Source organism: Sphingopyxis sp. NJF-3 (genome assembly GCF_053514865.1).
This window is the reverse complement of record NZ_CM130726.1, coordinates 2867975-2894726: the sequence shown is the minus strand read 5'-3', so window position 1 is coordinate 2894726 and position 26752 is coordinate 2867975. Positions and strand designations below refer to the sequence as shown.

Genomic DNA, 26752 nt, shown 5'->3' with positions numbered 1-26752 from the left:
CTGGCGGCATGGCTGCCCGATGCCGGTGCGGAAGGCATGGAGCGAATCGGCGCGCGACCTGATCGAGCGGCGCCGCGCGTCGCTGGGATCGCTGCCGGGGGCGATCCGGCTGCGCCACTATGAACCCGAGCGCGACTATCAATTGGGGCAGCAGACGAGCGCGGTCGCGGGCGGCGGGGTGCGCGAGGAGCGGGTCGACATGCCCGCGGTGCTGGCCGCGGACGCGGCGCGCGCGCTGGCGCGGCAACTCGCCGCGGCGGCGGCCGACGAGCGCGAGACCTGCGTGTGGCAGGCCGATCTTGCGGCGCTGGCGCTGCCGGTCGGGGGCCGGGTGATTCTCGCTGATGGCGGGATATGGCGGCTGGCCGGACGGACGGTGAAGGACGGCGGCGTCGAGGTCGAGCTGCGGCGGCATCAGCCGGCGAGCGTTACCGCGCTGCCCGCCGATCCGGGGCTTCCGGTCGGCGCGTCCGACTGGCCCGACGCGATCGGCACGGTGCGGCTGTTCGACCTGCCGACGATCGGCAGCCCGGTCGCCGATGCGCCGCGGCTGCTGGTCGCCGGGGCGGGCGACAACGACGGCTGGCGCGGCGCCGACTGCTGGATCGTGCCCGCGCCGGGGGCCGCGCCGCTGGCGCTGGGCACGGTGCGCCCGGCCGTGGCCCTGGGGGCGCTGGCCGCGCCGCTGGCGGCGGCGAGCGATCTGCTGGTCGACCGCGCGAACATCGCGGTCGTGACGCTGGTCAATCCGTCGATGACGCTCGAATCGGTCGACGACGCGATGCTGCTCGGCGGCGCCAACCGCGCGATGATCGGCGGCGAGTGCATACAGTTCGGGACGGCCGAGGCGGCCGGGCCGGGGGTCTGGCGGCTGTCGCGGCTGCTGCGCGGCCGCGCCGGGACGGCGATGAACGCCGCGCACGCGGCGGGCACGCCGTTTGTGCTGCTCGACGATCCGGCGCTGCTGACGGTGCCCGCCGACCTCGCCGCTTGGGCGCCCGGCGGCGGCGCGCGGCTGCAGTGGGCGGCGCGGAACGACATGGAGATTACCGAGATTCCCGTCCCCGGCGCGGCCGTGGCGCTGTGTCCGCTCGCGCCGGTGCATGGCCGCGTACGCGCCGATGGAGAAGGCGGGCTGCGCGTCAGCTGGATTCGTAGAAGCCGCCTCGACACCGGCTGGCGCGACGGGGTCGACCAGCCGCTGGGCGAAAGCCGCGAGCTCTACCGTGCGGCACTGTCGCCCCCGGTGGCGGGCGTCGGCCCCTGGGAGTGTGGGACGCCCGAACTGCTGCTGGATGGCGCGGTGATGGCAGCCCTGCCGCCGGGCACGACGCTCGAAATTCGCCAGACGGGGGATTTTGCGCTGTCGCCGCCGCTGCTCGTTTCGCTGACATAAGGAGACATCATGACCGATCTGCCGACCACCGCCCGTTTCGGACTGCCGCTGCTCGCAGTCGCGCAGGCGCAGAAGGAAATTACCCATAATGAGGCCCTGACGCTGCTCGATGCGCTCGCGCACGCCGCGGTCGAGGGCGGGCCGCTGGCCGACCCGCCGCTGGCCGCGACGGTGGGCCAGTGCTGGCTGGTCGGCGATGCGGCTACCGGCGCCTGGACGGGGGCGGCGGCGGGGTCGCTTGCGATTTCGACTGCAGGCGGCTGGCGCTTCATCGCGCCGCGGCCGGGCATGCGGGTCCTCCGCCTGGTGGACGGCGCGCAGCTGCGCTTCGCGGGCGGCGCATGGGCCGAGCCGGGCGCGATCGCGAATCCGGACGGCGGGATGATTATCGATTCCGAAGCGCGCGCCGCCATTGCGGCCTTAATTCTGGCGCTGTCCGCGCAGGGGCTGTTGATTTCCGGCTGAGATATTGGTGGTTTAGGGCGAGGAGTGCGACTTTTTGGCAACAGATTTGCGATTTGTTATCTTGCGTGGAACCAAAGCGGCGCGTAGGACGTCTGACGAGACGTAAATCTCAATTGAAAGGGGAATTTCTATGAGGAAGCTTGCCGTCGCCGTGGCGTTGGCCTCCACTGCCCTTGCGTCGCCCGCCATTGCGCGCGACAACTCCTGGTATGTGGGAGTGGGTGGTGGCGTGATGCTGGTCGAGGACATGGACCTCGATATCGGCACCGTCGACAACGCCGGCACTCTCGATCACAAGAAGGGTTACGACTTCGAAGGTACCGTCGGTTACGACTTCGGCGCGTTCCGCGCGGAAGTGGAAGTCGGCTATCGCGAAGCCGACATCAAGAGCGGTCGCTTCGTGGCGCCGGGGATTCCGCAGTCCGCGTCGGGCTCGGGCCCGCTGACCACCGGTGATTACGCCATGAACGGCGACACCAATGCGCTGAGCTTCATGGTCAACGGCATGTTCGACTTCGGCGATGACGATGGCCTGCAGGGCTTCGTCGGTGGTGGTGCCGGTGTCGCGCGCGTCAGCGTCGCTCCGGTCTTCGCCGGTCCGTTCCTCGACGATTCGGACACCGGCTTTGCGTGGCAGGCGATCGCGGGTATCCGCGCTCCGCTGACCCGCAACATCGATGCCGGCCTGAAGTATCGCTTCTTCAACGCCAGCGGGCTCGACCTGGTCGACCAGCTTGGCCGCGACGTTTCGACGCGCTTCCGGTCGCACTCGATCCTGGGCACGCTGACCTTCAACTTTGGTGGTGCGGAGCCGCCGCCGCCGGCCGAACCGCCGGCGCCGCCGCCGCCTCCCCCCCCGCCGCCTCCCCCGCCGCCCCCGCCGCCGCCGCCGGTGTGTGCGCCTGGGCCGTACATCGTGTACTTCGACTGGGATCAGTCGGCGATCACGCCGGAAGCGGCTTCGACGCTGGACAACGCGATCAGCGCCTACAACCAGGGCTGCAGCGGTCAGCAGGTCATGCTCGCCGGTCACGCCGACCGTTCGGGTTCGGCCAAGTACAACGTCGGCCTGTCGCAGCGTCGCGCCGATGCGGTGCGCAGCTACATGACCGCGCGTGGCGTTTCGGACACGTCGATCACGACGCAGGCGTTCGGCGAAACCCGCCCGGCGGTTGCGACCGCCGACGGCGTCCGCAACGACCAGAACCGTCGCGTGGAAATCACTTACGGTCCGGGTTCGGGCATGTAAGACCGGTTTCCATTCCCGACAGGGACTGGACGAAAAAGAGGGGCGGCACCGCAAGGTGTCGCCCTTTCTTTATGCGAGCGCGGCAGGACCGCCCGCCCGCGCTTTTTATTTGCATAGAATATAAAATGTTATATCATAACAAAGATCGGTAACCGCTCGCGAGCGGTGCGGGTGGGCCGGTCATGGCGGTGGTGCGCCGGGTACCGACGGTGATCGACCGCCCGACAGGGAGAGAGACGATGCGCCGACGCCGCAGCATTTTTCGCACCGACCCCAACGCCGACCCGATGATCAACACGACGCCGCTGATCGACGTGATGCTGGTGATGCTGGTGATGTTTATCATCACCATTCCGCCGCCCACACACAGCGTCGATGTCACGCTGCCGAAAGATGCGCCAATTCCCGCACCGGTTCGTGACGAGAATCATATCACGATCGACACGACCGATGTCATCCGCTGGAACGACGAAGCGGTCGACCTCGCCGAGCTGGGGCTGCTGGTCAAGGCCGCGGCGGACCGGCCCGAACCGGCGACCCTGATGTTCGAGCCCGAGGCGCGGGCGCGCTATCTGCGGGTCGACGAGGCGATCGGCGCAATCCGCCGCAACGGCGGCACCCGGATCGCCTTTCCGGGCATTCACCGATATGGCGGGCTGATCTGAATCGGTAACGTCTTCCCGTCGCTTTCGGGCGGCGGGGACCGGCTTCGTCAGCCGGCAGGGGCGGTGCCGGGCCGCAGATGCTGCATCATGTAGCTCGCATAGTCGGCCTTGCCGAGCGGCACGCCCATGTGGCGCATGATCGCGTAGGCCGCGACGATGTGGAAATAGAATTGTGGTAGCGCCCAGTCGCGGACATAGGCGGCGGCGCTGAGGTCGAAGACCATGCCGTTCGGCAGCGAGAATTCGACCGCGCGGGCGCCGTCGTCGCCGAGCGCGGCGGGATCGATCGAGGCGAGAAAGGCGAGCGTCCGCGCGACCTGATCCTGCATCGCGGCGAAGCTGTCGGCGTCATCCGCGAAGTCGGGCGCGCCGGCCGCGCCGAGCCGCGTCACCGCCTGGAGCGCCTGCCCGCAGGAAAAGCGGATCTGGGTGGGCAGCGGAAACATGTCGGGGGCGAGCCGGGCTGCGAGTAATTGCAACTCGCCGACATTGTTGTCCGCGCCCCAGGCGAGCGCCTTGTCGAGCTGGGCCGACAGCGCGCGGAGCGCATTTTCATAGGCGGGAACGGTCAGGCTGTGCAGCATCGAAGGCTCCTGTGATCAGGCGGCGGTGAGATTGCTCTGGAACTGGAGGTGCGCGAGGCGGGCGTAGAGGCCGCCCGCGGCAACGAGCGCATCGTGGCGCCCTTCCTCGACGATGCGGCCTTCGTCCATCACGACGATCCGGTCGGCGGCGCGCACGGTGGCAAGGCGATGCGCGATGACGATCGTGGTGCGATCGTGCATCAGCGCCTCTAGCGCGTCCTGGACGAGCTTTTCGGATTCGGCGTCGAGCGCCGAGGTCGCTTCGTCGAGCAGCAGCAGCGGGGCGCGGCGCAGCAGCGCGCGCGCGATCGCGATGCGCTGGCGCTGGCCGCCGGAGAGGCGCGCGCCGCCTTCGCCCATGAAGGTGTCGAGACCCTGCGGCAGCTTGCGCAGAAACTCCTCGGCGTTGGCGGCACGGGCGGCCTCCCACAATTCCTCGTCGCTGGCGGACCAGTTGCCGTAGCGGAGGTTGTCGCGTGCCGAGGCGGCGAAGATTACCGTCTCCTGCGGCACCATCGCGATGCGCGCGCGGATGTCGGCGGGGTCGGCCTCGGTCAGCGGGACGCCGTCGAGCCGGATCGTGCCGGCTTGGGGATCGTAGAAACGCTCGGCGAGCTGGAAGAGGGTCGACTTGCCGGCCCCCGACGGGCCGACGATCGCCACGGTCTCGCGCGGAGCGATCGCCAGCGAAAAGTCGTGGAGCGCGGGGGCGTCGGGCCGGGTCGGATAGCGAAACTCGACGTTCGAGAATTCGAGCGTGCCGACCGGCGGGGCGGGAAAGGCGCGCGGATGCGCGGGCGGCGCGATCTCGGGTTCGGCGTGGAGCAGTTCGGAGAGCCGCTCGGCGGCGCCGGCGGCGCGAAGCAGGTCGCCATAGACTTCGGTAAGCGCGCCGAACGCACCCGCCACCAGCCCGCCGGTGAGCACGAAGGCGGCGATCGTGCCGCCGGTGATCGTCCCCGCGGCGACGCCCGCGGCGCCGTACCAGAGCAGGGTCGTGATCGCGCCGAACAGCAGGCCGATGACGATCGCGGTCATCGCCGCGCGCAGGCGGATGCGGCGTTTCGCGGTAGCGAAATTGGCCTCGACCGCGGCGCCGAAGCGGTCGGCCTCGCGCGTTTCCTGGCCGAAGGCCTGGACGATCTTCATCGCCCCCAATTGCTCGGCGGTCGTCGCGCCGATGTCGGCGACGCGGTCCTGGCTCGATCGCGAGACATTCTGGAGGCGGCGGCCGAGCAGGACGATCGGCATGATGATGACCGGGATGCCGATCAAAATGCCGCCCGTGAGCCTGGGCGAAAGGGTGAAGAGATAGGCGATGCCGCCGATCCCCATCACGAGGTTGCGTAGCGCAACCGAGACGGTGGTGCCGACCACCTGCTCGATGATCGCGGTGTCCGACGTCATGCGCGAGGCGATTTCGGAGGGGCGGTTTTCCTCGAAGAAGCCCGGCGCGAGACGGAGCAGGTTGCGCTGGACCGCCTGGCGGATGTCGGCGACCGTCCGCTCGCCGAGCCAGCTGACGAAATAGAAGCGCAGCGCGGTCGCGAGCGCGAGGACCACGACGATGACGTAGAAAAGGCGGAAATGCGGCGCGACGTCGCCGCCGCCCGCGACGAAGCCGCTGTCGATCATCTCCTTGAACTGCCAGGGGATCGCCAGTGTCGCGAGCGCCGCGACACCGAGCGCGATGGCGGCGACGAGAAGCTGGAGCGGATAGCGGCTGGCATAGCGCCAGATCATCCGGAGGCTGCCGAGCTTGCGGGCGCGGGCTTCCTGCGGTGCGGCGGAAGGGGCGGGTCGGTCGGGTGAGGTCGCCATCGCGCATCGCCCTAGCAGCCACGCGAAGGCTGCTCAACGGCAGAGAATGGCGTGCCGCTTCAAGGCGCTTGAAGCGGCACGAAATGATGCGTTGCACAATGGCACTGATCGCCTAGGATGCGAAGGACGACAGGCGCCGCGAGAGCGCCCCCAGGACGCAAGGAAATTTCACCACATGCTGTATCACGCTTTCGACATGCAGAAGAGCTGGCTCGCGGGGGCGAGCGCGCTGGCGACCGCCGGCGCGCAGGCCATGCAGCACCCCGCGAATCCGCTCGGCTATTTCGGCGGCAGCCCGCTGTTCGCCTCGGCGCTCGAGGTGTTCGCCCACGCCGCCGCGCCGCGCGGCAAGCCGGGGTTCGACCTTTACGAGACGGTCGTCGACGGCGAGACGGTGCGGGTGAGCGAGGTGATCGAGGCGCGCAAACCCTTCGGCCAGCTCAAGCATTTCAAGCATAAGGGCGCAAAGGACGCGCCCAGGCTGCTGATCGTCGCGCCGATGTCGGGGCATTATGCGACGCTGCTGCGCGGCACGGTCGAACGGATGCTGCCCGGCCACGATGTGTGGATCACCGACTGGCGCGATGCGCGCAACGTGCCGCTCGAAGCCGGGAAGTTCGATCTAGATGATTATGTCGACTATCTGGTGTCGTGGCTCGAGCATATCGGTCCCGGCGCGCATATGCTCGCGGTATGCCAGCCGTCGGTGCCGAGCCTCGCCGCCGCGGCGGTGATGGCGGCCGCCGGAAATAACTGTCGGCCGAAGACGCTCACCATGATGGGCGGGCCGATCGACACGCGCAAGGCGCCGACCGCGGTCAACCAGCATGCGACGACGCGGCCCTACGCCTGGTTCCAGGAAAATGTCATCGCGACGGTGCCGGCTTGGTATCCGGGGGCGGGGCGCCGCGTCTATCCGGGCTTCCTGCAGCTTGCGGGCTTCATGTCGATGAACCTCGGCAACCACATGATGAGCCATTGGGAGATGTTCAAGCATCTGGTCGACGGCGATGGCGAGAGCGCCGACAAGACCAAGGAATTCTATGACGAATATCGGTCGGTCTGCGACATGACCGCCGAATTCTACCTGCAGACCGTCGATGTCGTATTCCAGCGCCACCTGCTGCCCAAGGGCGAGATGCTGCACCGCGGCCAGCCGGTCGATATCGGCGCGATCGAGGATATCGCGATCCTCGCGATCGAGGGCGAGCGGGACGATATTTCGGGGATCGGCCAGACCAAGGCGGCTTTGACTCTCGCCAAGGCGCTTCCGGCGGCGAAGAAGAAATATCTGATGGCGAAGGGTGTCGGTCACTATGGCATCTTCAACGGCCGCAAATGGCGCGACGAGATCGCGCTGGTGGTCGAGGGATGGATTCGCGCGAACGGGTGAGAAGGCGGGTTTCGGCCGGTAGCGGCCGGTGGTCGATCGTCACCCCGGACTTGATCCGGGGTCCCGCTGGATGTCCAAGCCAGTCGATGCCTCAAAAAGCGGGATCCCGGATCAAGTCCGGGATGACGAATGTCGGGAATCGACCGTAGCGGCCATTTCACCATCGTCACCCTGAACTTGTTTCAGGGTCCATGGCCTGCCGTCTACTTCGACGCGGCATCGAACGAGAGGTCTGGCCATGGATGCTGAAACAAGTTCAGCATGACGTGATTTTGAACGGCACCTCCCCACCCCAAAGCGGTCTTCGCACCGCCCGCCCTCAGCGACGTTCAATGCCAGGGGGACGTCCGCACGCTCCAATAGACGATGGTGAGCAGCGCCGCCCAGATCAGCAGGATCGCGATCATGCCGGCGCGGCTCGACGGGCGTTCGCTCGCGGTTTCGGCGGCGGCGTGGAGTTCGGCCCAGAGCGGCGCGGGGATCAGCCGGCGCACCGCCCACAGGCCGGCGGGGACGAGGATCAGGTCGTCGAGCCAGCCGAGCACCGGAATGAAGTCGGGGACCAGGTCGATCGGCGACAGCGCATAGGCGGCGACCGCGACCGCGAGCAGGCGTGCCAGCATCGGCGTGCGCGGGTCGCGCGCGGCGAGCCAGGCGGCGTGCGCTTCGACGGCGAGGCGATGGCCGAATTCGGCGATGCGTTCGGAAAGGGATTTGCCGGGCATGGCGTGCAGCATTACTGTTCTTCGATGGCCATCCAACTGAAAAGCGCGCGCGTCGAGCGCTGGCCGGTCGCGGGCGAGTTCGTGATCGCGCGCGGCGCCAAGGATCATGTCGACGTCGTCGTCGCCGAGATCGAGAGCGACGGCGCCGTCGGCCGCGGCGAGGGAACGCCGATCTATTATCATGGCGAGGATGCCGCGGGGTGCCGCGACGCGATCCTGCGCGTGGTGCCGCATCTCGCCGGGATGAGCGCCGCCGAGGCGCGCGCCGCGGTGCAGGAATTGCTCGATGCCGGCGCGGCGCGCAACGCGCTCGACTGCGCGCTGTGGGATCTCGAGGCGCGGCAGCGCGGGGTGCCGCTGTGGCGGCTCGCGGGATGCGACGGGCCGCCGACCCCGCGCGTCACCGCCTTCACCATCTCGCTCGCGGCGCCCGACCGGATGGCGGAGCAAGCCGCAGCCGCCGTCGCCGACGGCTGGCGGCTCCTCAAGCTCAAGCTGACCGGCGAAGGCGACCGCGCCCGCGTCGCGGCGGTGCGCGACGGTGCCCCCGACGCGCGGCTGATCGTCGACGCCAATGAAAGCTGGGGCCAGCTTGACCTGCTCGGCGAGGCCGAGGCGCTCGCCGAACTCGGGGTCGAGATGATCGAGCAGCCGGTCCCGGTCGGCGCCGACGCGCTGCTCGACGGGGTCTATGCGCCGCTGCCCTTCGTCGCCGACGAAAGCTGCCAGACCGCGGCCGACATCGCGCGCATCGGCACCTTCTACGACGGGGTGAACATCAAGCTCGACAAGGCCGGCGGGCTGACCGAGGCGCTGCGCCTCGCCGACGCCGCCGACGCGGCCGGGCTCGGCATCATGGTGGGCTGCATGCTGTCGACGAGCCTCGGCATCGCGCCCGCCTTCGTCCTCGCGCAGCGCGCCCAATGGGTCGACCTCGACGGCCCCGCGCTGCTGGCGCGCGACCGCGAGGACGGGTTCCGGTTCGAGGACGGGCGGATCAGCGGGCCGGTTACCTGATGATGCGTTCGTTCTCCGGAACATCCGCAGCGACAGCCGCGACACAAATGGCAAGCAGCATCACCGTCGCCGAAACATTCCAATAATAAGGGCCGATCGGAATGACGATCGCCAGAAGCGTCGGGACCAACCAGCCTCGTGAGATGCCCGCTGATCGGAATCGGCGCGCGGTCAGGATGAGCAGGCCGATGAAATACGCAAGGCAGACGACGAACAAAGTCAAACCCGAAGCCGTGGAGGGGAAATGGATTGTTCCCCGACTGCCGTGCTGCCAAATGGCGGCAAGCAGCAGGATTTCGGCAGGAACAATCACCGCGAGCCAACGGTAATATTCAGCGCGGCTCGTATAGCCATGCCACGCGAAATGTCGGGCGAACCAAGCGCTCATGCCGTCTTATCGTTAGAGCAGAAGGGGATGTCCAGCCGCCGGCATCGCGCCTTCAAATTTGGCGCTCAGGCATAGCTCACCACCTCATATTCGATGCCGTCGGGGTCGAGGAAATAGAAGCGGCGGCCGGGGTCGTAGTCGGCGTGGTTGAAGGGAACGAGGCCGACCGCCTTCACCCGCGCTTCGATCGCGTCGAGATCGTCGACCTGCACCCCGACATGGTTGAGCGGTTCGCCCTTGGGCCAGCGCGCTTCGGCATGCTCGCCGCCGGGGCCGGTGTAGAGTGCCAGATAGGCGCGGTCGCTGCCGACATGGATGGTGGTGCCGCCATCGCGCGCGGGGCCGCGCCAGCGCTCGTGCCAGCCGAAGATCGCCGACAGCAGCCGCGCGGTGCGCTCGGGATGGCTGACGGTGACGTTCACATGCTCGATGAAGGGGTGCGCCACGATAATTCTCCTGATTCGGGTTGACGCGCGGCTTTTGCAATCTCAAGTCAGGTTTAGATCAAGTGGCAAATGAGGGCCTGCGCATGCACCGCACCGACCTGATCGCGATCGGCGAGCTCGCGGCGCGCACCGGGGTCGCGGTGTCGGCGATCCGCTTCTACGAGGCGAAGGGGCTCATCGAGGCGCTGCGCTCGGGTGGCGGACAGCGGCGCTTCCTGCGCGCCGACATCCGCCGCGTCTCCTTCATCCTGATCGCGCAGCAACTGGGGCTGAGCCTCGAGGAGATCGCCGCCGAACTGGCGCAGCTGCCGGCGCAGCGCACCCCCAATGCCGCCGACTGGACGCGGATCAGCACCGATCTGCGCGCGCGGATCGACGCGCGGATCGCGGCGCTGGAGCGCACGCGCGAGCTGCTCGACCAGTGCATCGGCTGCGGCTGCCTGTCGTTGAAGAAATGCGGGCTCTACAACCGCGGCGACAAGGCGGCGCAGCGCGGCGCCGGACCGCGCTACCTGCTCGGCGACCGCGCGGGGGAGATTGCGGAAGTCGGTTAGGTGGCGCGCTATCCGACGCGAACGCTGGCGCCGCCGTCGACCGGCAGCAGGGCGCCGGTGACGAAGCGCGCCTCGTCGGAGGCGAGGAACAGCGCCGCGTTGGCGGTGTCCCACGCGTCGCCCATGCCGCCCTTCAGCGGTACCATCGCCGCGCGCGCGGCGCGCTGTTCGTCGAGGCTGCGGCCGTCGCGCGCCGCGGTGCCGTGGATCGCCATCGGCGTGTCCATCAGTCCGGGGAGGATGGCGTTGCAGCGCACGCCTTTCGATGCGGAGCCTTGCGCGGTCGCGGTGGTCAGCCGGTTGAGCGCGGCCTTCGAAATCTCATAGGCGATCATGTTCGCGCCGGCGATCGCGGCGAGCGACGAGATGTTGATGATGACTCCCGCCTCCGCCGCGCGCATCGGCGCGAGAACGGCGCGGGTCAGGCGGCGCGCGCCGGTGAAGTTGATCTCGAAGACGCGCTCGAACGCTTCGTCGCTGGCGCGGTGCGCGGGACCGTCGCCGGGCGATCCGACACCGACATTGTTGACGAGAATGTCGATGCGGCCCCAGCGGTCGAGCGCTGCCGCGACGATCGCCTCGATGCCGGCGATCCGGGTGATGTCGGCGGCGTGAGCGAAGCCCTGGCCGCCCGCCTCGCCGATCATCGCGGCGGTTTCCTCGGCGCGTTCGGCGACCCGGTCGACGCACAGCACCTCGGCGCCTTCGCGCGCGAAGGTCAGCGCGATGGCGCGGCCGTTGCCGATCGTGTCGCCGGGTTGCTGCCCGGCGCCGACGACGATCGCCGCCTTGCCCGCGAGCCGGCCCGCCATCCGGATCAGACCGCGCCCAGCCGCTCGATTTCGGGCGCGCCGGCGAGGCAGGGGCCGAGCTTCGCGCCGAGGGTGCGAAAATGGTCCGAGGCGCGGTGCGCTTCGACCGCCGCGGCATCGTCATAGCATTCCAGGACTTTGTAGACCCCGGCCTCTTCGGTGCGGAACAGGCGGTAAAAGCTGTTGCCGGGTTCGTTCGTGCGCACCGCTGGCGCGAGTTCGGCAAACACGCCCTCGAACTCGGCTTCCTTTCCGGGCTGCACGCGCAGCGTCGCGATCACGCCGATGGCGCTCATGTCTCTCTCCCTCTTTTCAGGCGCGAAGGTCGGGATCGACCTCCCATCCCTCTTCGACCTGGATGCCGAAGCTGTTCAAAATCATCGAAACCTGGGTGTATTGGCCGATGGTGAAGACGAGGTCCATGCGCCCCTTGTCGCCGAGCGGCGCGAGCGCGGCCCAGGTTGTATCGCGCACGAAATGGTTTCGGGTCAGCTCGTCGGCGGCGCGCAGCATCGCGCGGTCGAGGTCGCCCCAGCCCTCGGCATCGGGGCCGGCCTTGATGCGCTCGACCTCGGCTTCGGACAGGCCGCAGTCGAGGCCGATCCGCTTGTGCTGCGTCCACTCATAGCCCGAGCGGCAGTTGTAGCCGGTGCGCAGGATGACGAGCTCGCGATCCCGCGCCGACAGCGCATTGCGCTTCGAGAGGATATAGCTGCCCCAGCCGAGGAAGGCGGTCAGCGCCCGCGGCGCATGGGCAAGGGTGCGGAAGATGTTGAGCACCCGCCCGCCCCCGACCTTGCCGCCAACCACTCCGGTATTGGGGGCAAGGAAGGGCTCGAGCGCGGCACGCTGCTCGGCGTCGAGCCGGTCGAGATCGACCGGTTCGACGCGCGGGGCGGCCAATCTCACTGAACGGGCCGCAAATCAGAAGACCTCGAACAGGCCCGCGGCGCCCTGGCCGCCGCCGATGCACATGGTGACGACGACATATTTGGCGCCGCGGCGCTTGCCCTCGATCAGCGCGTGGCCGGTGCAGCGCGCGCCGGTCATGCCGAAGGGGTGGCCGATCGAGATCGAGCCGCCGTTGACGTTGAGCAGTTCGCCCGGAATGCCGAGCTTGTCGCGGCAATAGAGCACCTGCACCGCGAACGCCTCGTTGAGTTCCCACAGGCCGATATCGTCCATCTTGAGCTCGAAGCGTTCGAGCAGCTTGGGGATGGCGAAGACCGGGCCGATGCCCATTTCGTCGGGTTCGGTGCCCGCGACCGCCATGCCGACATAGCGGCCGAGCGGGGTCAGGCCGCGTTTCTCGGCAACCTTGGCTTCCATCACGACGCACGCCGACGACCCGTCCGAAAGCTGGCTCGCATTGCCCGCGGTGATCGTATGGCCCTCGCCCATCACCGGCTTCAGGCTCGCGAGCCCTTCCAGCGTCGTGTCGGGGCGGTTGCATTCGTCCTTGTCGGCGACGACCTCCTTGTAGGAGACTTCCTTGGTTTCCTTGTCGACGATCGCCATCGTCGCCTTGCAGGGGACGATCTCGTCGGCGAACTTGCCCGCGGCCTGCGCGGCGGCGGTGCGCTGCTGCGACTGGAGCGAATATTCGTCCTGCGCTTCGCGGCTGATGCCGTAGCGCTTGGCGACCACCTCTGCCGTGCCGATCATCGGCATGTAGATGTCCTTGTGCATCGCCAGCAGTTCCTGGTCGGCCTCGAAGAAGACCTTGCCGCTGCCGCTGACTTTCGAGATGCTTTCGACGCCGCCCGCGACGACGATGTCCTGGCGGTCGACGATGATCTGCTTCGCGGCGGTCGCGATCGTCATCAGCCCCGACGAGCATTGGCGGTCGATCGACATGCCGGGGACGGTGACGGGCAGGCCGGCGCGCAGGCCGATCAGCCGCGCGACGTTCGAGGTCTGCGACCCCTGCTGCATCGCGGCACCGAACAGGACGTCGTCGATCTCGCCGCCTTCGAGCCCGGCGCGCTCGACCGCGGCCTTGACCGAAAAGGCGCCGAGCGTCGGCGAGGGGGTGTTGTTGAACGAGCCGCGCGCCGCCTTGGTCAGCGGGGTGCGGGCGGTGGAAACGATGACGGCGTCACGCATGTCGATAGTCCTTCTGCTTGGGTCCGGTGGTCTTTTCGGGGGAGGTCGGCCGGTCGAAAATCATCAGACGAAGAATTGCGTGATCCACTCGGCGATCAGCGCGGGCTTTTCCTCGCCCTCGATCTCGACGGTGATCTCGTTGGTCTGCTGCCACTGGCCGGGGCGCTTCTCGTCGAGTTCGAGCAGCTTCACATGGCTGCGCACGCGCTTGCCCGAGCGGACGGGGGCGAGGAAGCGCACCTTGTTGCCGCCATAGTTGACGCCCATCTTGATGCCTTCGATCTTCGGCCCGTCGGTGCGTGCGCCGAGCATCGGGATCAGCGACAGCGTCAGGAAGCCGTGGGCGATGGTGCCGCCGAACGGCGTCAGCTTCGCCTTCTCCGCGTCGACGTGGATGAATTGATGGTCGCCCGTCGCATCGGCGAACTTGTCGATCATGTCCTGATCGACGAGCACCCATTCGGAGGTGCCGAGATGCTCACCGACCCTGGTCTGCAATTCCTGCGGCGTGATCGTGGCCATTCATCATCCCCTCAAAGACTGGTTCGGGGGCGTTCTAGGCCTGTCTTGCCGCGTTGCACAAGACCCCGGGGCTTTGCGCTACGGCGCCGTAGCGTCAGCCCGGCTTCGCGGTCCTGGCGGGCGCCGTCTTGGGCTTCGGGGACTCGGCGTAGGGCATGATCATCGTGCCGTCGGGCGCCGCGGTGAAGGTCGTTTGCGTCGGATAGGCGAAGTCATAGCCCGCCTCGCCGAGCGCCTCGACGATGCGGATCGCGATGTCGGTTCGCGCCGCGGTGACCTGATCGAAATCCTCGCTGAACACATCGAACAGAAGCTCGAAATCGAGGCTCGAGGCGCTGAACGTCACGAGGCTCGACCGGATGAATTGATGCCCCGCCGCCTTGACCTGTTCCTCGAGCAGTCCGGGCAGCGCGCGGAGCATTTCGGGGCTCGTCTGATAGACGATGTTGAGGAGGAAGGTCACGCGCCGCCGGTGGAGATGCGCGTAGTTGGTGATTTCCTTCGACAGCAGATTGGTGTTGGAGATCACGAGCAGTTCGCCGTTGATCGAACGGATGTGCGTGCTCTTGAGCCCGATGCGTTCGACCGTGCCCGACGAATTGTCGTATTTGATCGCCTGCCCGACCCGGAACGGCCGGTCGAAGATGATCGACAGCGAAGCGAAGAGGTCGGAGAAGATGCCCTGCGCGGCGAGGCCGATCGCGATGCCGCCGATGCCGAGCCCGGCGACGAGGCCGGTGACGTTGACCCCCATATTGTCGAGGATCACGATTCCCGCGATCGCGAACAGCGCGACGCTGATCAGCAGGCGGATGATTCCCATCGCGTTGGTCAGCGTCTCGTTATGCCCTTCGGCGGCGCGGCGCTGAATGAGGCCGATGACGATCTCGCGCGCCCAGATCGCGGCCTGGAGGACGACCGCGATGGTGAAGACGAACTGGATCGTGGCGAGGATGATCGCGGGCGGATTGGCGTAGCCCGCGACGAGCCGGATCGCGATGATCGCAAGCACCGTCGATTTGGTCTTGTGGATCACCCGCCCGACGATGTCGGTCAGCGTGAACTGCCCCGGCGCCGATTGCGCCCGCTTCAGCGCGAAGGTGCGCAGCAGCGACAGCAGGAAATAGATGATCAGGCCGGCGCCGACCGCGATGCCGATCTGCAGCCAGTGATGGTTCACCCAGGCAATGCTGCTGTCCCACCAATAGCGCAGGTCCTCGAGCGGGTTCGTCCGCGCGGCGGGGGGCGTGGCGGTCTTGGCGGCGGCGAGAAGGGAGAAGGTCACGTCGATCCTCGTGGGTCTTTTTCTGAAGGGTCAGGCGGAACGGAGCAGGGCGGCGGCGGCCGGTGCCTGCTCCAGATAGGCCAAAAAGCCGCGCTCGTAACGCGAAACATATCTGGTCGCGCGTGGCAGCGGACCGGCGGCGGCGTCTGGGCAGACGGGGTTGTCGCAGACAGAGAAGAAGGGCGCGGGCATGGGAGGATAGCGCGTCGGAAGGGATGATGGTTCCGGTCCTTGAGGTCCCTTTCAGGGGAAAGCGCGATCGGTCATTCCGCGCTCGCCACCCGATGCCGCGCGGGAACCTGCGCCGGGCGCGCGGTCAATGGCCGCCACCCCGCCTGCTGCTCGCGCCGCCGGCAATAGGTCCACAGCCCCATTTCGAGCGCCAGCATCATGTAGATGAAGGGCTGGAAAGCGATCCCGACGAACAGCGATCCGACCATATAGACGACATGGCCGTGCTGGAGCGCGGTCGCGAGCGGCGCGATCCATTGCTCCTCGGCGCGGCGCGTCCTGAGATAGCGCCGCCTGAGGCGCTCCATCTGGAAAAGGCCGCTGATATGCAGGATCAGCCAGAGCGCAAGGCCCGGATAACCCTGTTCGCCGAGCATCTCGAAATAGCTCGAGTGATAGGCGCGGGCATGATCCTCATAAACGACCGGCTCGTCGGACTGCGGCGCGTCGGGGTCATAGGCGCCCGCCGCCATCTTCACCCGGACATGGTTCTGAAGATAGGCGTTGAACCCGCCGCCGAACGGATGATCCTTCGCATAGTCCCAGGTCCATTTCCACACCGCGACGCGGGTCGAGGCGGACTCGTCGGATTGATAGCCCTCGATCGTCTCCATGCGCTGGGTGAAGCTCTGCGGCAGAAAGGGCACTGCGGCCGCCGCGAGCAGGCCGGCGCCGACCATGTAGAGGATCCGATGCTTGACCGCGCGCAGCGACAGCACCGCGAGCACGACGAGGCAGACGAGCCCGGTGCGCGCCTGCGTCCCCACGGGCAGCAGCATGCAGGCGAAGCAGAGCGCGAAGCAGAAGAGCGACACGCGCCAGTCGGGCGGAAAGATGGTGCCGTGGCGGCGGTACCAGAGGATCAGCGGAATGATCGAAATGCCGACGGTCGACATGATCGACCCTTCGTAGAGGCCGAAATTCTCGTTGAGCAGCAGTTGCAGCGAGCCGTAACCGCCGCCGCCCGCGGCGGTCTTGATCCCGCCCGCGATCGCGATCGATGCGGCCGACAGCAGCATGATCAGCGTCAGCGCCTCGATGCGCAGCTTGGTGCGCAGGGTCAGCGGCAGGAAGATCGCCCAGACCAGCGCCTTCCACACCCAGCTCCACTTGTCCTGCGCCTCGACCGGGAAATCGGCCTGGATCGTGGTGATCCCGCAATAGAGGAGTAGCAGGATGAGCAGGATTTGCCGGCCCGACCACCGCGTGTCGCGCTTGTCGTCGACCGCGAGCCAGCCGGCGATCGCGAGCCCGAAGACGATGAGCGAGATCGGGATCGAGTTGATCAGGAAATAGCTCAAACGCTGCGGCGCGACGATGTCGATGTAGCAGAAGCAGAGGATGAACAGGAACGGCTTCCGAAAACCGATCCCGATGAAGGCGAACAGAAAGGCGACGAAGGCGAGGTCACGCATCGCCCGCTGCCTCCTTCTCGGCCTGCTCGGCGTCGCGGCGCTGTTGCCACGCCATGCGCGGGCTGACCTCGCGGTCGAGGTCGCCGCGATAGAGCAGCCGCCACAGCGCGATTCCCATCAGCACATGGGTCAGGGCAATGGAAAAATTGTCGACCATCTACGCGGCAAGGCCCAGCTTCGCTTCGACCCCCGCGGGGCCCCGGTGCTGCGGCTCTACCCGATCGGGGTTGACGCGGCGTTAAGGCTTGTCTGGCAGAGCGCCGCATAATGACCCGCATCTTGCATATTCTGGATCACAGCCTGCCAGCGCACAGCGGCTATACCTTCCGCACCCGCGCGCTGATGAAGGCGCAGGTCGCGAAAGGCTGGGAGGTGGCTGGGGTCACCGGCGTGCGCCATCCCGAAGCGGGCCCCGATGGCGAGACCGTCGACGGGCTCACCTTCTACCGTACTCCGCCCATCGCGCCCGCGCGCGCGCCGATTCGCGAATGGCGCGAGATCGGCGCGCTCGCCGCGCGGGTCGAGGCGCTGGTCCGCGACTGGCGGCCCGACCTGCTTCACGCCCATTCGCCCGTCCTCGACGGACTCGCGGCGCTGCGCGTCGGCAAGCGGCTCGGCATTCCGGTGGTCTATGAGATTCGCGCTTTCTGGGAGGATGCCGCGGTCGGCAACGGCACCGGCCGCGAGGGCAGTCTGCGCTACCGGCTGACCCGCCACCTCGAAACCCGCGCGGTCAAGCGCGCCGACGCGGTCGCCGTCATCTGCGAAGGGCTGCGTGGCGATCTGATCGGGCGCGGCGTCGATGCGGGCAAGATCATCGTCTCGCCCAACGGCGTCGACCTCGACCTGTTCGGCGACCCGCCGCCGCGCGACGCGGCGCTTGCGGAACGGCTCGGCCTCGAAGCGGGCGACGCGGTGATCGGCTTCATCGGCAGCTTCTATGATTATGAAGGCATCGACGATCTGATCGCGGCGATGCCCGCGCTCGCCGCGGCGCAGCCGCAGGTGCGCCTGCTGCTCGTCGGGGGTGGGCCGATGGAGGCGGCGCTCATGGCGCAGGCGGCCGCCTCGCCCGTCGCGGATCGCATCCATTTCGTCGGCCGCGTCCCGCACACCGAGGTCGAGCTTTATTATTCGCTGATCGACATCCTCGCCTATCCGCGCAAGAAGATGCGGCTCACCGATCTCGTCACCCCGCTGAAGCCGCTCGAGGCGATGGCGCAGGGCAAGCTCGTCGCCGCGTCGGACGTCGGCGGACACCGCGAGCTGATCGAGGACGGGGTCACCGGAACGCTCTTCGCCCCCGACGACCCCGCCGCGATCGCGGCGGCGCTGACCGCCCTGCTCGGCGCGCGCGGCCATTGGGATGAACGGCGGCACACCGCGCGTCTTTTCGTCGAAACCCATCGTAACTGGTCGTCAAACATTTTACGTTACGAACCGGTTTACCAGCGGCTGCTGCGCGATGCCGCGCCATCGGCAGCCTAGGATTCGGAAGCGATATGGACGACAGCAGCGAAAAATCGTGGCAGGACGGGGCCTATGCGCTCGTGCGGGCGCTGCGTCCCGCCGTGCCGGCCGTGATCGGCGCCGCCGCGCTGACTTTCCTGTTCGCGGCGGTCATGCCGCTCGCCTGGGTCGCCGGGATCAGCTGGAATCTCTATCTCGACCGCCTGTCGGAGCTGTTCGTGCCGCCGGTCGGCAACGGCGGACGCCTCGCGCTCGCGCTCGTCATGGCGGCGGTCGCCGCGGTCATTGCCGGGCTGGTCGCGCTCGCGCTCGCGAAGCCCCATGCGCTGCGCCGCCGGAAAGGCGCCGCCGACGCCGAAGATGCGCCGCGCCGCCGCCGCGCCGATGTCCATCCTGACGATCCGCCGCGCCCGCCGCTCCGGGCGGGCCGCGACCTGCCACCGCAGGGGCTGGGTCCGGTGGTTGTGCCGCCGCCCGTCGAGCCTCCGGTTTATGCCGATGCGCTGGACGAAACCGACGAGGCGTTCGAATTCACCCCCGCCGACACGGTCGAGCCCGAAGGGGAAGAGCTCATGCTCGCCGACCTTGCGCCCGCCGAGCCGGCGCCGGGCGAGGAGCCCTGGCTCCAGTCCGCCGAAATCGCGGCGCCCGTTACGACGATGCCCGACCCCGCCGACCAGTCGCTCGGTGCGATGGTCGCTCGCTTCGAGGCCGGCCTCGCGCGCCGCCGTGAAGCGCGGCTCGCGCCCCAGACGGCGAGCGCTCCGGCGAACGAAGACGAGGCGGAGACCATCGACTTCGCGCTCGAGGCCGCGCTCGGCACGCTCCAGCGCCTCAACCGCCAGGCGGTCGGCTAACCCTGCAGGCGCGCGCGGCAAGAGGCTCAGTCCTCGACCGTCAATATCTCGATCCGCAATTCGCTGGCTTCGCCTGCGACCTCCACGGCCGCATCGGCGACGATATGGCCGGGCAGGTGCCATTCGACGCTTTCCAGCCGCGCCTGCAACGCCGCGCGCAATGGCTCCGCCTCGCCGACCGCGAAGGCGCAGGGAAAGAGGTGGCGCGCGCCGACGAAATTGGCGCTCGCCCAGGGGCGCAGCGTCGAGGGACCGAGCGACAGGCCGTGCGGCAGCTCGCGCGCGAGCAGGCGGCGCAGCCGACGATGCGGACAGCCGGGGCGCGACGGAACGGCGGGCGACCAGATCTTCATTGCACGGCCCCTGCCTCGGCCTTGCGGACCAGGCTGACGCGGCGATCGCCGCTCGGTCCCACCCGGCCCGCGCGTCGGTCGGCTCGCCATTTGTTCATGAAATGTTCCGCACGTCCCGCGATCCGGCTTCCGGGAACGCGACCTCCGCGCAAGTCGCTGACGAACCGCGGGTCGCTCACCGCATGGCGGCCGAAGACGCTGGGAGGCATCCCGGTTTCCTTCAGGAAGGCGTTGATCCGTTGCAGCAGGCTACGCTCCATTGTTTTCTCCCATGGCTCGCGTGATGGGCGACTCGCCCAATAGGATATTTCCTATCTGAGCCACGATTTCCTACTTGTCTAGGAAAAATCCTATCGCTATAAGCGAAATAGGAAGGACCGATCCCGTGTCAGATTTCGTCGACGATCCGCGCGCCGCGCTCGACCGCCTGTTGCAGGAAAAGGGCATCGACTATGCCCAGCTGTCGGCGCGCATCGGGCGCAACCCCGCCTATATCCAGCAATATATCAAGCGCGGTTCGCCCCGCCGGCTCGCCGAGGAGGATCGCGCGCGCATCGCCGCCTATCTCGGCGTGCCGGAGGCGATGCTCGGCGGGCCCACGCCGCGCGTCGCGGCGGCAAGCCGGGCGCGCGGACCCGGGATGGTGCTGGTTCCGAAACTCGCGATCGGCGCCTCGGCGGGCGCGGGGGCGAGCATCGACGGCGAACCGGTCGAGGGCGAACTGGCGTTCGACCCCCGCTGGCTGCGCGGCCTCGGCGCCGACCCGCGCGCGCTCAGCATCATCCGCGTCGCGGGCGATTCGATGGCGCCGACCCTGAACGACGGCGACGACATATTGGTCGACGGCAGCGACGCCGCCGGGCGGCTGCGCGACGGCATCTACGTGCTGCGCATGGACGACGGGCTGATGGTGAAGCGCGTCGCGCGCGCGCCGGGGCAGGGGCGGCTGTCGGTGATCAGCGACAACCCGCAATATCCCAGCTGGAACGACCTGCCGATGACCGCGGTGCGCCTCGTCGGCCGCGTCGTGTGGACGGGCCGGCGGGTGCGCTGAGGCCCGCGCGGGAGCCGGCCGAAACCTTCAGTTCGCCGCGAACAGCTTCGTTCCCGCGACCCCGACGACGATCAGCGCCATGAAGCCGACCTGCATCGCGCTCACCTTCTCGCCGAAGATGACGATCCCGCCGATGATCACCCCGACCGCGCCGAGTCCGGTCCAGATCGCATAGGCGGTGCCCGCCGAAATCTCGCGCATCGCGAAGGCGAGCAGCGCCATGTTGACGAAGCTCAACGTCACCGGCACCGCCGATGCCTGCCACGTCCCGAGCGTCGCGGCCCATTTGAGGCTGAGCGCCCAGCAGATTTCGGTGAAAACGGCGATGGCGAGGATGATCCATCCCACGAGCATATCCTTTCGGTCGGCGGGCTCGTCGGAAAGGTGCAGGGCCGGAAACCCGGAAAGAGGCGCTGCACGGGGCGACCTTCAAGTCGCGCGCGAGCCCCCTAGAGGCGACCAGGCGAATTGGCAAGCGCAGGAACCGGACTTGCGAGCCGTCCGCGACCTTTCTCGATGCGGCGGCTCACGAACGGCCTCATTCCACGGCAGCCGCGTCCCGCCGGGCGGTCTCGGTCGTGGCGTAGAGGAAATTGGCCCAGTTGATCCTGCCGTTGAAGGGCGAGACCGTGACCGTCAGGATCGCTTCCGGTCGGTCGACCGTGAATTTGCAGAAACCGATATATTCGCTGGGCGTGCATTCATAGGCGACGGGCGTGCCGACGATCGGCTTCAGGATGGCGAGCTGCTTTCGCAGCGCCGCGATCCCGACACCCTTCTCCTCGACGATGTTGACCTGGTGCACGACATCGCGTCGGTTCGTTTCGACGCCTTTCAATTCGGCGAGCGGAACGGGAGGTTCCGTCGCCGCGCCCGCCACGACATAGTCGGCGAACAGCTTCACCAGCGCATCGCGTTCGGCCATCGCGGCTTGCCGCTTCGCCGTTGCCGCCTGCTGCTCGGCCTCGGTCAGCTTGCGGGCGATGGGCGCGGGCGGCGCGGGAGGGACCATGACCGGTGGCGGATGGGCTTCGCGTTCCGCGCGCCGGCCCGCTGTCTCGAACCGGATGACGGTGACATAGGGGAACTGAAACTCGGCATCGAAGACCGCATGATAGGCCTGCCCGTCGCGGCAGGACAGCTCGACGGCATACATTCCGAGGTGCGACCGCCATTTGACCGGCGCACTGCCCTTGCACCCGGCGACGCGCGCGGCGAATTCCCGCGGCGTCTGCACCAGCGCGGAGTCATCGCCGATGTTGCTCACGCTTGCGATCTTCTGCGCTGCCATCTCGGCCTTGCCCGACTCGATCGCGTCGATCAATTTGACCACGGCCGCAAGCTGCCGGGGTTCGTCGACCTTGTCGGCGGCGAACGTCGGGGTATGCGCCAGGGCCATCGCTGCGATCAGGGCGGCGCTTCGTAACGGCGATCTGGCGTGCGGACCGCTGGGGAACCAGCCGGCCGCACTGCTCATTCCGCCAGCCACCCCGCCACCTCGCCCGCGACCTTGTTCGCCGCGGCGGTCAGCGCCTCGCCGACCGGCTTCGCCTCGACCTTGCCGGCGATCGGCTCGCGCGCCTCGAAGCGGCGCTGGGTGACGCTCTTGCCGCCGCTGTTCACCAGCATCGCCTGATAGACGACGACCGCCTCGTTCGTCGCCTCGTCGACGCCGAATTCCATGAGCTGCCCCGCGAGCTGTTCGCCCGGCGCGGTCAGATATTGCCCCTCGTCGAGCACGACGCGGCTCGAGCGCGCGGCGACGGTTTCGGACAGCAGGCGCTGGAACAGGCGCTGCGGCGCCTCGACCCATTGCGCGTCCTTCACATAGGCGATGCTGGCGTCGTCCTGCTGCACCGGGATGCGCTGGGTGCGCAGCTTCTGCGGCGCGGTGGGGATCAGGATGGTCAGCGCCTGCGCCTCGTTCGCGGTGCGCGCTTCGCCGGCCGCGGGAGCGGCGTCGGCGGTGAGGGTCAGCAGGAAGGGCGGCGGCTTGGCGCCGAAGCTGACGCAGGCGGACAGCGTCGCCGCGCCGAGGGCGGCGAGCATCGGGATGCGGAGGCTGCGGAGCATGGTCGGATACCTCATGGCTTGTAGTCGGGAAGCTTGCTGCCGCCGATCACCGCGCCGGCGCCCTGCTGGTCGAGCTTGTCGGTCAGGCTCGACAGCGAGGAGGAGGTGCGGCGAAGGTCGCGGATCAGCGCATTGGCTTCGGGGATCGTCGTTTCGCTGAAGGTCTTGAGGCCGGGGCGCGCGTCGGCGATCGCGCTTTCGAGCGTCTTCATCGATTCATTGGCGGAGGCGAGCGTGTTGCGCAGATTCTGCATCGCCGGGTCGACGTTGCGGTCGATCGTGCCCTGCGCAGAGGCGGCGAGATTGCCGATCTGCTCGGCGGCGTTGCCCGTCTGCTGGATCGCGATGCGCGTGTCGGCGAGCGCCTTTTCGATGGCCGGGCCGTTGCGCGCGAGGATCGCGGTCGATTGCTCGACATTCTTGAGGATCGCCGCGAAGCTCGCCTGATTCTTGTCGTCGGCGAGTTCGGCGAGGCGCTCGGTCAGCGTCGACAGGCGCTGGAGGAGCTGCGGCGCGGTGTTGAGAATCTCGCCGAGACCGCCGACGCGGTTCGGGATGACCGGCTTGCCCGCGGGCCCCTTGTCGGTGATCGGCGGCGCGCCCTTGACCGCGCCGTCGAGCGCGATCTGCGAGACGCCGGTGAAGCCCACGCCCTCGAGCGCGGCGGTGGTGCCCTGCAGGATGGGCACGCTTTCGTCGACCTCGATGCGCACACGCACGAATTGCGGGTCGTCGCGCCATAGCTCGATCTGGCGCACCTGGCCGACCGGAACGCCCGAGAATTGCACCTGCGACCCCTTGTTCAGCCCGTCGACCGACTGTTTGAAGAAGATGTCATATTCGCGCTTGGCGCCGCCGCTGTCGTTCGCCATCCAGACGACGAAGATCGCGATCGCGAGGGTGAAGAAGAGCACGAAGGCGCCCACCAGCACATTGTTCGAGCGAGTTTCCATCAGCTTGTCCTGTCGTGCGCGGCGCGGCCGTGCGACGTCGTCGCGGCGCGCCCGCGCGGCCCGTTGAAATAATCCTGTATCCACGGATGCTCGGTGGCAAGCAGTTCCGGGATGGTGCCGACCGCGATCACCTTTTTCTCCGCCAGCACCGCGACGCGGTCGCAGGTCGCATAGAGCGAGTCGAGGTCGTGGGTGATCAGGAAGACGGTGAGCCCCATCGTGTCGGCGAGTTCGCGGATCAGCTCGTCGAACTTGGCGGCGCCGATCGGGTCGAGCCCGGCGGTCGGCTCGTCGAGGAACAGGAGCGCCGGGTCGAGCGCGAGCGCACGGGCGAGCCCGGCGCGCTTGACCATGCCGCCCGACAGCTCGGCGGGAAATTTGGGGCCGGCATCGGACGGCAGGCCGACCATCGCGACCTTGTAGGCGGCGATCTCGTCGAGCAAAGCCTGGTCGAGGCGTGGATAATATTCGCGCAGCGGCACCTGGATATTCTCGGCGACGCTCAGCGTCGAAAAGAGCGCGCCGCCCTGGAACATCACCCCCCAGCGGCGGCGAAGGTCGCGCGACTCCTCTTCATCGGCGATGGTGTCGAGCGACTTGCCATAGACCTCGATCTCGCCCGCGGTCGGCGTCTGCAGGCCGACGATCGAGCGCATCAGCACCGATTTGCCGGTGCCCGACCCGCCGACCACGCCCAATATCTCGCCCGAGCGCACGTCGAGGTCGAGATGGTCGTGGATCACCGCGTCGCCGAACTGGTTGACGAGGCCGCGCACGCGGATCGCGATGTCGAATTTCTCGGGGCGCACCGCGTCGGCGGACGCGAGCTCCTGCCGGATTTCCTTCTCTTCCTCTTCGTCGGCCATCAGTTCCACCCGATCGACGAGAAGAAGACCGCGAAGAAGGCGTCGAGCACGATGACGAGGAAGATGGCGGCGACGACGGCGGAGGTGGTGCGGCGCCCGACCTCCTCGGCATTCTGGCGCACCTGCATCCCCGAATAGCAGCCAGTGACGCCGACGAGGATGCCGAATACCGGCGCCTTGATCAGCATCGCCCAGAAATCGGTCATCGGGATGATCTCGCGCAGCCGCTGGATATAGGTGATCGGCGGAATATCGAGCCCGATCCACGAAAAGACCCCGCCGCCGACGATCGCGCAGATGCTGGCGTAGAAGCCGAGCAGCGGCATGATGATCGTCGAGGCGGCGACGCGCGGCAGCACGATCGCTTCCATCGGCGACACGCCGATCGTGCGCATCGCGTCGACCTCTTCGGTCAGTTTCATCGTGCCGATCTGCGCTGCGAAGGCCGATCCCGACCGGCCCGCGACCATGATCGCGGTCATCAAGAGGCCAAGCTCGCGGACCGAGGCGCGGCCGACGAGGTTGATCGTGAACACCTCCAGCCCGAACTGGCGGAGCTGCACCGCGCCCTGCTGCGCGATGACGATGCCGATCAGAAAAGCCATCAGCCCGATGATCGGCAGCGCATCGACCCCGACGCTCTGGAACCGGGTGACGATCGCGTGCCAGCGAATCCGGCGGCGCGCGCGGAGCTGGGTGAGGAGGGCGACGATCATCGCGCCGAAGAAGCCGACGATGCCGATGAACTCGTTCCATACGCCGACGCTCGCGGTGCCGAGTTCCTCGAGCATGCGCGCCCACATCGGACGGCGGTCGCGGTGGACGCGATAGCCGCTCTTGTCGTCGGCGAGCGCCTTCAGCAGCCGCTGCGCATCCTCGCTCGCGCCGGTGACCTTGGCGTCATGCGCACGCGCGGTGCGGGTGACGATCCAGGCGCCGACGGTGTCGATCCGCTCGATGCCCGACAGGTCGAGCGTCCTGATCGGGCCAAGCGCGTCGAGCCGCGCCGGCAGGTCGCCGAGGCGCGCGAGGGTCAGGCGCCCGGTGAAGCGCACACCGACACCATCGGCTCCTTCGTCCGTTTCGAAATCCGCGCTGGCCGCCATTGCGCGGGCGACCTTGGATGATTTGCCGAATAACGGCAAGCAAATCCGTGACATCCTTGCCGGACTTGGCCGGCTGGCGCGGGGACGCTATGGCGCCGCATATGGAAGCGCCCGCCGTCCGTCCCGTCGCGCACCGCGTCGCCATGTACGACATGGACCGGACGATCACGCGCGCGGGCACCTACAGCGGCTTCCTGATGCACGTCGCGCGGCGGCGGCAGCCGTGGCGACTGCTGCTTCTGCCCGTCGTCGGTCTTGCAGGGCTCGCCTATTGGCTTCGGCTGATCGACCGGTCGCGGCTCAAGGCGATCAACCTTCGCCTGCTGGTCGGCAGGCGCTTCAGCCGCACCGAAATCGCCCCGCTCGCCGAAAGCTATGCCGACAAGGTCGTGGCGCGCGGGCTGCACCCGGCGGCGCTCGACCAGATCGCGGCCGATCGCGCGGCGGGCTACCGGCTCCTGCTCGCGACCGCCTCCTTCCACCTCTATGTCGACGCGATCGCGCGGCGGCTGGGCATGGACGACGTCCTCGCGACGCGGCTCGACGAGCCCGACGGCGGCGACCATATCCACGCGCGGCTCAGCGGCGACAATTGCTATGGCGATGCGAAGTTCGCGCGCATCACCGGCTGGCTCGCGGACAATGCGATCACCCGCGAGGACGCGCATATCCGCGCCTATTCGGACCATGTCTCCGACCATCCGATGCTCCGCTTCGCCGACGAGGCGGTCGCGACGACGCCGTCGCGAAAGCTGCGCCGCCTCGCGCCGCGGATGGGGTGGCAGGTGGTCGATTGGCGGGGACGGAGATAGGTATCGGTATATCGCAAACCCGACGCTTTTCCTGTTCATGGTGATCCCCGGCGAAAGCCGGGGTCCAGAGCGGAAGGGACCGGCGCTGCGTAATTAGGCCCTGGACCCCGGCTTTCGCCGGGGATCACGCCGGA

The 26752-nt window shown here is 68.0% G+C and carries 32 protein-coding genes; 11 read left to right on the top strand and 21 right to left on the bottom strand.

The window, feature by feature from the left end; all coding sequences use genetic code 11:
* Nucleotides 1-19 precede the first annotated feature (19 nt).
* The 4 genes from ACOTSS_RS14105 to ACOTSS_RS14090 all read left to right on the top strand — a co-directional run bounded on the left by ACOTSS_RS14105 (nt 20) and on the right by ACOTSS_RS14090 (nt 3775).
* Nucleotides 20-1396, top strand: coding sequence for a GTA baseplate fiber-binding domain-containing protein (locus ACOTSS_RS14105; protein ID WP_448688752.1), 1377 nt, complete (start codon nt 20-22; stop codon nt 1394-1396).
* Between the two features lie 9 nt (nt 1397-1405).
* Nucleotides 1406-1861 carry a DUF2793 domain-containing protein gene (locus tag ACOTSS_RS14100; RefSeq protein ID WP_448688751.1) on the top strand — a complete coding sequence of 152 codons (456 nt, stop codon included), beginning with the start codon at nt 1406-1408 and terminating at the stop codon, nt 1859-1861.
* Nucleotides 1862-1991: 130 nt separating this feature from the next.
* Complete coding sequence (locus ACOTSS_RS14095) at nt 1992-3110, top strand: OmpA family protein (protein WP_448688750.1); 1119 nt, start codon at nt 1992-1994, stop codon at nt 3108-3110.
* Nucleotides 3111-3349: 239 nt separating this feature from the next.
* Entirely contained in the window at nt 3350-3775 is a 426-nt protein-coding gene (locus ACOTSS_RS14090; protein WP_448688749.1) for an ExbD/TolR family protein, read from the top strand.
* A gap of 47 nt (nt 3776-3822) precedes the next feature.
* Here the strand turns inward: ACOTSS_RS14090 and ACOTSS_RS14085 are convergent, their stop codons facing one another.
* Together ACOTSS_RS14085 and ACOTSS_RS14080 are read right to left on the bottom strand one after the other, a co-directional pair.
* On the bottom strand, nt 3823-4359 hold the full coding sequence (locus ACOTSS_RS14085; RefSeq protein WP_448688748.1) for a DUF1993 domain-containing protein: 537 nt from the start codon (nt 4357-4359) through the stop codon (nt 3823-3825).
* A 15-nt stretch (nt 4360-4374) separates the two neighbouring features.
* A complete protein-coding gene (locus ACOTSS_RS14080; RefSeq protein ID WP_448688747.1) occupies nt 4375-6180 on the bottom strand; it encodes an ABC transporter transmembrane domain-containing protein in 1806 nt (601 codons plus the stop codon).
* A 175-nt stretch (nt 6181-6355) separates the two neighbouring features.
* Here ACOTSS_RS14080 and ACOTSS_RS14075 point away from each other — a divergent pair, with 175 nt between their 5' ends.
* Entirely contained in the window at nt 6356-7573 is a 1218-nt protein-coding gene (locus ACOTSS_RS14075) for a polyhydroxyalkanoate depolymerase (RefSeq protein WP_448688746.1), read from the top strand.
* 329 nt (nt 7574-7902) lie between these two features.
* On the opposite strand, the gene ACOTSS_RS14070 is transcribed toward ACOTSS_RS14075, so the two are convergent.
* Nucleotides 7903-8298, bottom strand: coding sequence for a YkvA family protein (locus ACOTSS_RS14070; protein ID WP_448688745.1), 396 nt, complete (start codon nt 8296-8298; stop codon nt 7903-7905).
* Between the two features lie 24 nt (nt 8299-8322).
* Between ACOTSS_RS14070 and ACOTSS_RS14065 the strand changes: the two genes are divergently transcribed.
* Nucleotides 8323-9315: a dipeptide epimerase gene (locus tag ACOTSS_RS14065; RefSeq protein ID WP_448688744.1), complete on the top strand. Its 993-nt coding sequence runs from the start codon at nt 8323-8325 to the stop codon at nt 9313-9315.
* Here the strand turns inward: ACOTSS_RS14065 and ACOTSS_RS14060 are convergent.
* Together ACOTSS_RS14060 and ACOTSS_RS14055 are read right to left on the bottom strand one after the other, a co-directional pair.
* Nucleotides 9308-9703 (bottom strand): DUF805 domain-containing protein, encoded by a 396-nt coding sequence (locus ACOTSS_RS14060; RefSeq protein ID WP_448688743.1) that lies wholly within the window; start codon nt 9701-9703, stop codon nt 9308-9310. The two genes, ACOTSS_RS14065 and ACOTSS_RS14060, sit on opposite strands and share 8 nt — an antisense overlap.
* Before the next feature lie 65 nt (nt 9704-9768).
* On the bottom strand, nt 9769-10149 hold the full coding sequence (locus ACOTSS_RS14055; protein WP_448688742.1) for a VOC family protein: 381 nt from the start codon (nt 10147-10149) through the stop codon (nt 9769-9771).
* An 83-nt stretch (nt 10150-10232) separates the two neighbouring features.
* Between ACOTSS_RS14055 and soxR the strand changes: the two genes are divergently transcribed.
* Entirely contained in the window at nt 10233-10703 is a 471-nt protein-coding gene (gene soxR / locus ACOTSS_RS14050) for a redox-sensitive transcriptional activator SoxR (RefSeq protein WP_095388523.1), read from the top strand.
* A gap of 8 nt (nt 10704-10711) precedes the next feature.
* On the opposite strand, the gene ACOTSS_RS14045 is transcribed toward soxR, so the two are convergent.
* The 8 genes from ACOTSS_RS14045 to ACOTSS_RS14010 form a co-directional block, all read right to left on the bottom strand.
* Entirely contained in the window at nt 10712-11515 is an 804-nt protein-coding gene (locus tag ACOTSS_RS14045) for an SDR family NAD(P)-dependent oxidoreductase (RefSeq protein ID WP_448688741.1), read from the bottom strand.
* A 5-nt stretch (nt 11516-11520) separates the two neighbouring features.
* Nucleotides 11521-11811 carry a putative quinol monooxygenase gene (locus ACOTSS_RS14040; protein ID WP_448688740.1) on the bottom strand — a complete coding sequence of 97 codons (291 nt, stop codon included), beginning with the start codon at nt 11809-11811 and terminating at the stop codon, nt 11521-11523.
* 16 nt (nt 11812-11827) lie between these two features.
* Nucleotides 11828-12424 carry a carboxymuconolactone decarboxylase family protein gene (locus ACOTSS_RS14035; protein WP_448688739.1) on the bottom strand — a complete coding sequence of 199 codons (597 nt, stop codon included), beginning with the start codon at nt 12422-12424 and terminating at the stop codon, nt 11828-11830.
* Between the two features lie 15 nt (nt 12425-12439).
* The gene (locus ACOTSS_RS14030) at nt 12440-13621 is read right to left on the bottom strand and encodes an acetyl-CoA C-acyltransferase (protein WP_448688738.1); all 1182 of its coding nucleotides are present in this window, start codon (nt 13619-13621) and stop codon (nt 12440-12442) included.
* Between the two features lie 63 nt (nt 13622-13684).
* Entirely contained in the window at nt 13685-14143 is a 459-nt protein-coding gene (locus ACOTSS_RS14025; RefSeq protein WP_448688737.1) for a MaoC family dehydratase, read from the bottom strand.
* Between the two features lie 94 nt (nt 14144-14237).
* Nucleotides 14238-15428 carry a mechanosensitive ion channel family protein gene (locus ACOTSS_RS14020; protein ID WP_448688736.1) on the bottom strand — a complete coding sequence of 397 codons (1191 nt, stop codon included), beginning with the start codon at nt 15426-15428 and terminating at the stop codon, nt 14238-14240.
* A 263-nt stretch (nt 15429-15691) separates the two neighbouring features.
* Nucleotides 15692-17074, bottom strand: a complete 1383-nt coding sequence (locus ACOTSS_RS14015; protein WP_448688735.1) for a putative O-glycosylation ligase, exosortase A system-associated — start codon at nt 17072-17074, stop codon at nt 15692-15694.
* Complete coding sequence (locus tag ACOTSS_RS14010) at nt 17067-17231, bottom strand: hypothetical protein (protein WP_448688734.1); 165 nt, start codon at nt 17229-17231, stop codon at nt 17067-17069. The genes ACOTSS_RS14015 and ACOTSS_RS14010 overlap by 8 nt, the downstream gene beginning before the upstream one ends.
* A 110-nt stretch (nt 17232-17341) precedes the next feature.
* Between ACOTSS_RS14010 and ACOTSS_RS14005 the strand changes: the two genes are divergently transcribed.
* Together ACOTSS_RS14005 and ACOTSS_RS14000 are read left to right on the top strand one after the other, a co-directional pair.
* The gene (locus ACOTSS_RS14005) at nt 17342-18562 is read left to right on the top strand and encodes a TIGR04063 family PEP-CTERM/XrtA system glycosyltransferase (protein ID WP_448688733.1); all 1221 of its coding nucleotides are present in this window, start codon (nt 17342-17344) and stop codon (nt 18560-18562) included.
* 14 nt (nt 18563-18576) lie between these two features.
* Nucleotides 18577-19401: a hypothetical protein gene (locus ACOTSS_RS14000; protein WP_448688732.1), complete on the top strand. Its 825-nt coding sequence runs from the start codon at nt 18577-18579 to the stop codon at nt 19399-19401.
* 26 nt (nt 19402-19427) lie between these two features.
* Here the strand turns inward: ACOTSS_RS14000 and ACOTSS_RS13995 are convergent, their stop codons facing one another.
* Nucleotides 19428-19754, bottom strand: a complete 327-nt coding sequence (locus tag ACOTSS_RS13995) for a hypothetical protein (protein ID WP_448688731.1) — start codon at nt 19752-19754, stop codon at nt 19428-19430.
* Nucleotides 19751-20014 carry a hypothetical protein gene (locus ACOTSS_RS13990; protein ID WP_448688730.1) on the bottom strand — a complete coding sequence of 88 codons (264 nt, stop codon included), beginning with the start codon at nt 20012-20014 and terminating at the stop codon, nt 19751-19753. Before ACOTSS_RS13990 ends, ACOTSS_RS13995 begins: the two co-directional genes overlap by 4 nt.
* 125 nt (nt 20015-20139) lie before the next feature.
* Between ACOTSS_RS13990 and ACOTSS_RS13985 the strand changes: the two genes are divergently transcribed.
* On the top strand, nt 20140-20808 hold the full coding sequence (locus ACOTSS_RS13985; RefSeq protein ID WP_448688729.1) for a S24 family peptidase: 669 nt from the start codon (nt 20140-20142) through the stop codon (nt 20806-20808).
* Between the two features lie 27 nt (nt 20809-20835).
* On the opposite strand, the gene ACOTSS_RS13980 is transcribed toward ACOTSS_RS13985, so the two are convergent.
* The 6 genes from ACOTSS_RS13980 to ACOTSS_RS13955 form a co-directional block, all read right to left on the bottom strand.
* Complete coding sequence (locus tag ACOTSS_RS13980) at nt 20836-21156, bottom strand: DMT family transporter (RefSeq protein ID WP_448688728.1); 321 nt, start codon at nt 21154-21156, stop codon at nt 20836-20838.
* Nucleotides 21157-21346: 190 nt separating this feature from the next.
* Nucleotides 21347-22297, bottom strand: coding sequence for a hypothetical protein (locus tag ACOTSS_RS13975; RefSeq protein WP_448688727.1), 951 nt, complete (start codon nt 22295-22297; stop codon nt 21347-21349).
* Entirely contained in the window at nt 22282-22881 is a 600-nt protein-coding gene (locus ACOTSS_RS13970) for an ABC-type transport auxiliary lipoprotein family protein (RefSeq protein ID WP_448688726.1), read from the bottom strand. Before ACOTSS_RS13970 ends, ACOTSS_RS13975 begins: the two co-directional genes overlap by 16 nt.
* An 11-nt stretch (nt 22882-22892) precedes the next feature.
* Nucleotides 22893-23834, bottom strand: a complete 942-nt coding sequence (locus ACOTSS_RS13965) for an MlaD family protein (RefSeq protein WP_095387063.1) — start codon at nt 23832-23834, stop codon at nt 22893-22895.
* A complete protein-coding gene (locus tag ACOTSS_RS13960) occupies nt 23834-24700 on the bottom strand; it encodes an ABC transporter ATP-binding protein (protein ID WP_448688725.1) in 867 nt (288 codons plus the stop codon). Before ACOTSS_RS13960 ends, ACOTSS_RS13965 begins: the two co-directional genes overlap by 1 nt.
* Entirely contained in the window at nt 24700-25806 is a 1107-nt protein-coding gene (locus tag ACOTSS_RS13955; RefSeq protein ID WP_448688724.1) for an MlaE family lipid ABC transporter permease subunit, read from the bottom strand. Before ACOTSS_RS13955 ends, ACOTSS_RS13960 begins: the two co-directional genes overlap by 1 nt.
* Nucleotides 25807-25907: 101 nt before the next feature.
* On the opposite strand from ACOTSS_RS13955, the gene ACOTSS_RS13950 reads away from it, so the two are divergent.
* Nucleotides 25908-26618, top strand: coding sequence for an HAD family hydrolase (locus ACOTSS_RS13950; protein ID WP_448688723.1), 711 nt, complete (start codon nt 25908-25910; stop codon nt 26616-26618).
* The last annotated feature ends 134 nt before the right edge of the window (nt 26619-26752 follow it).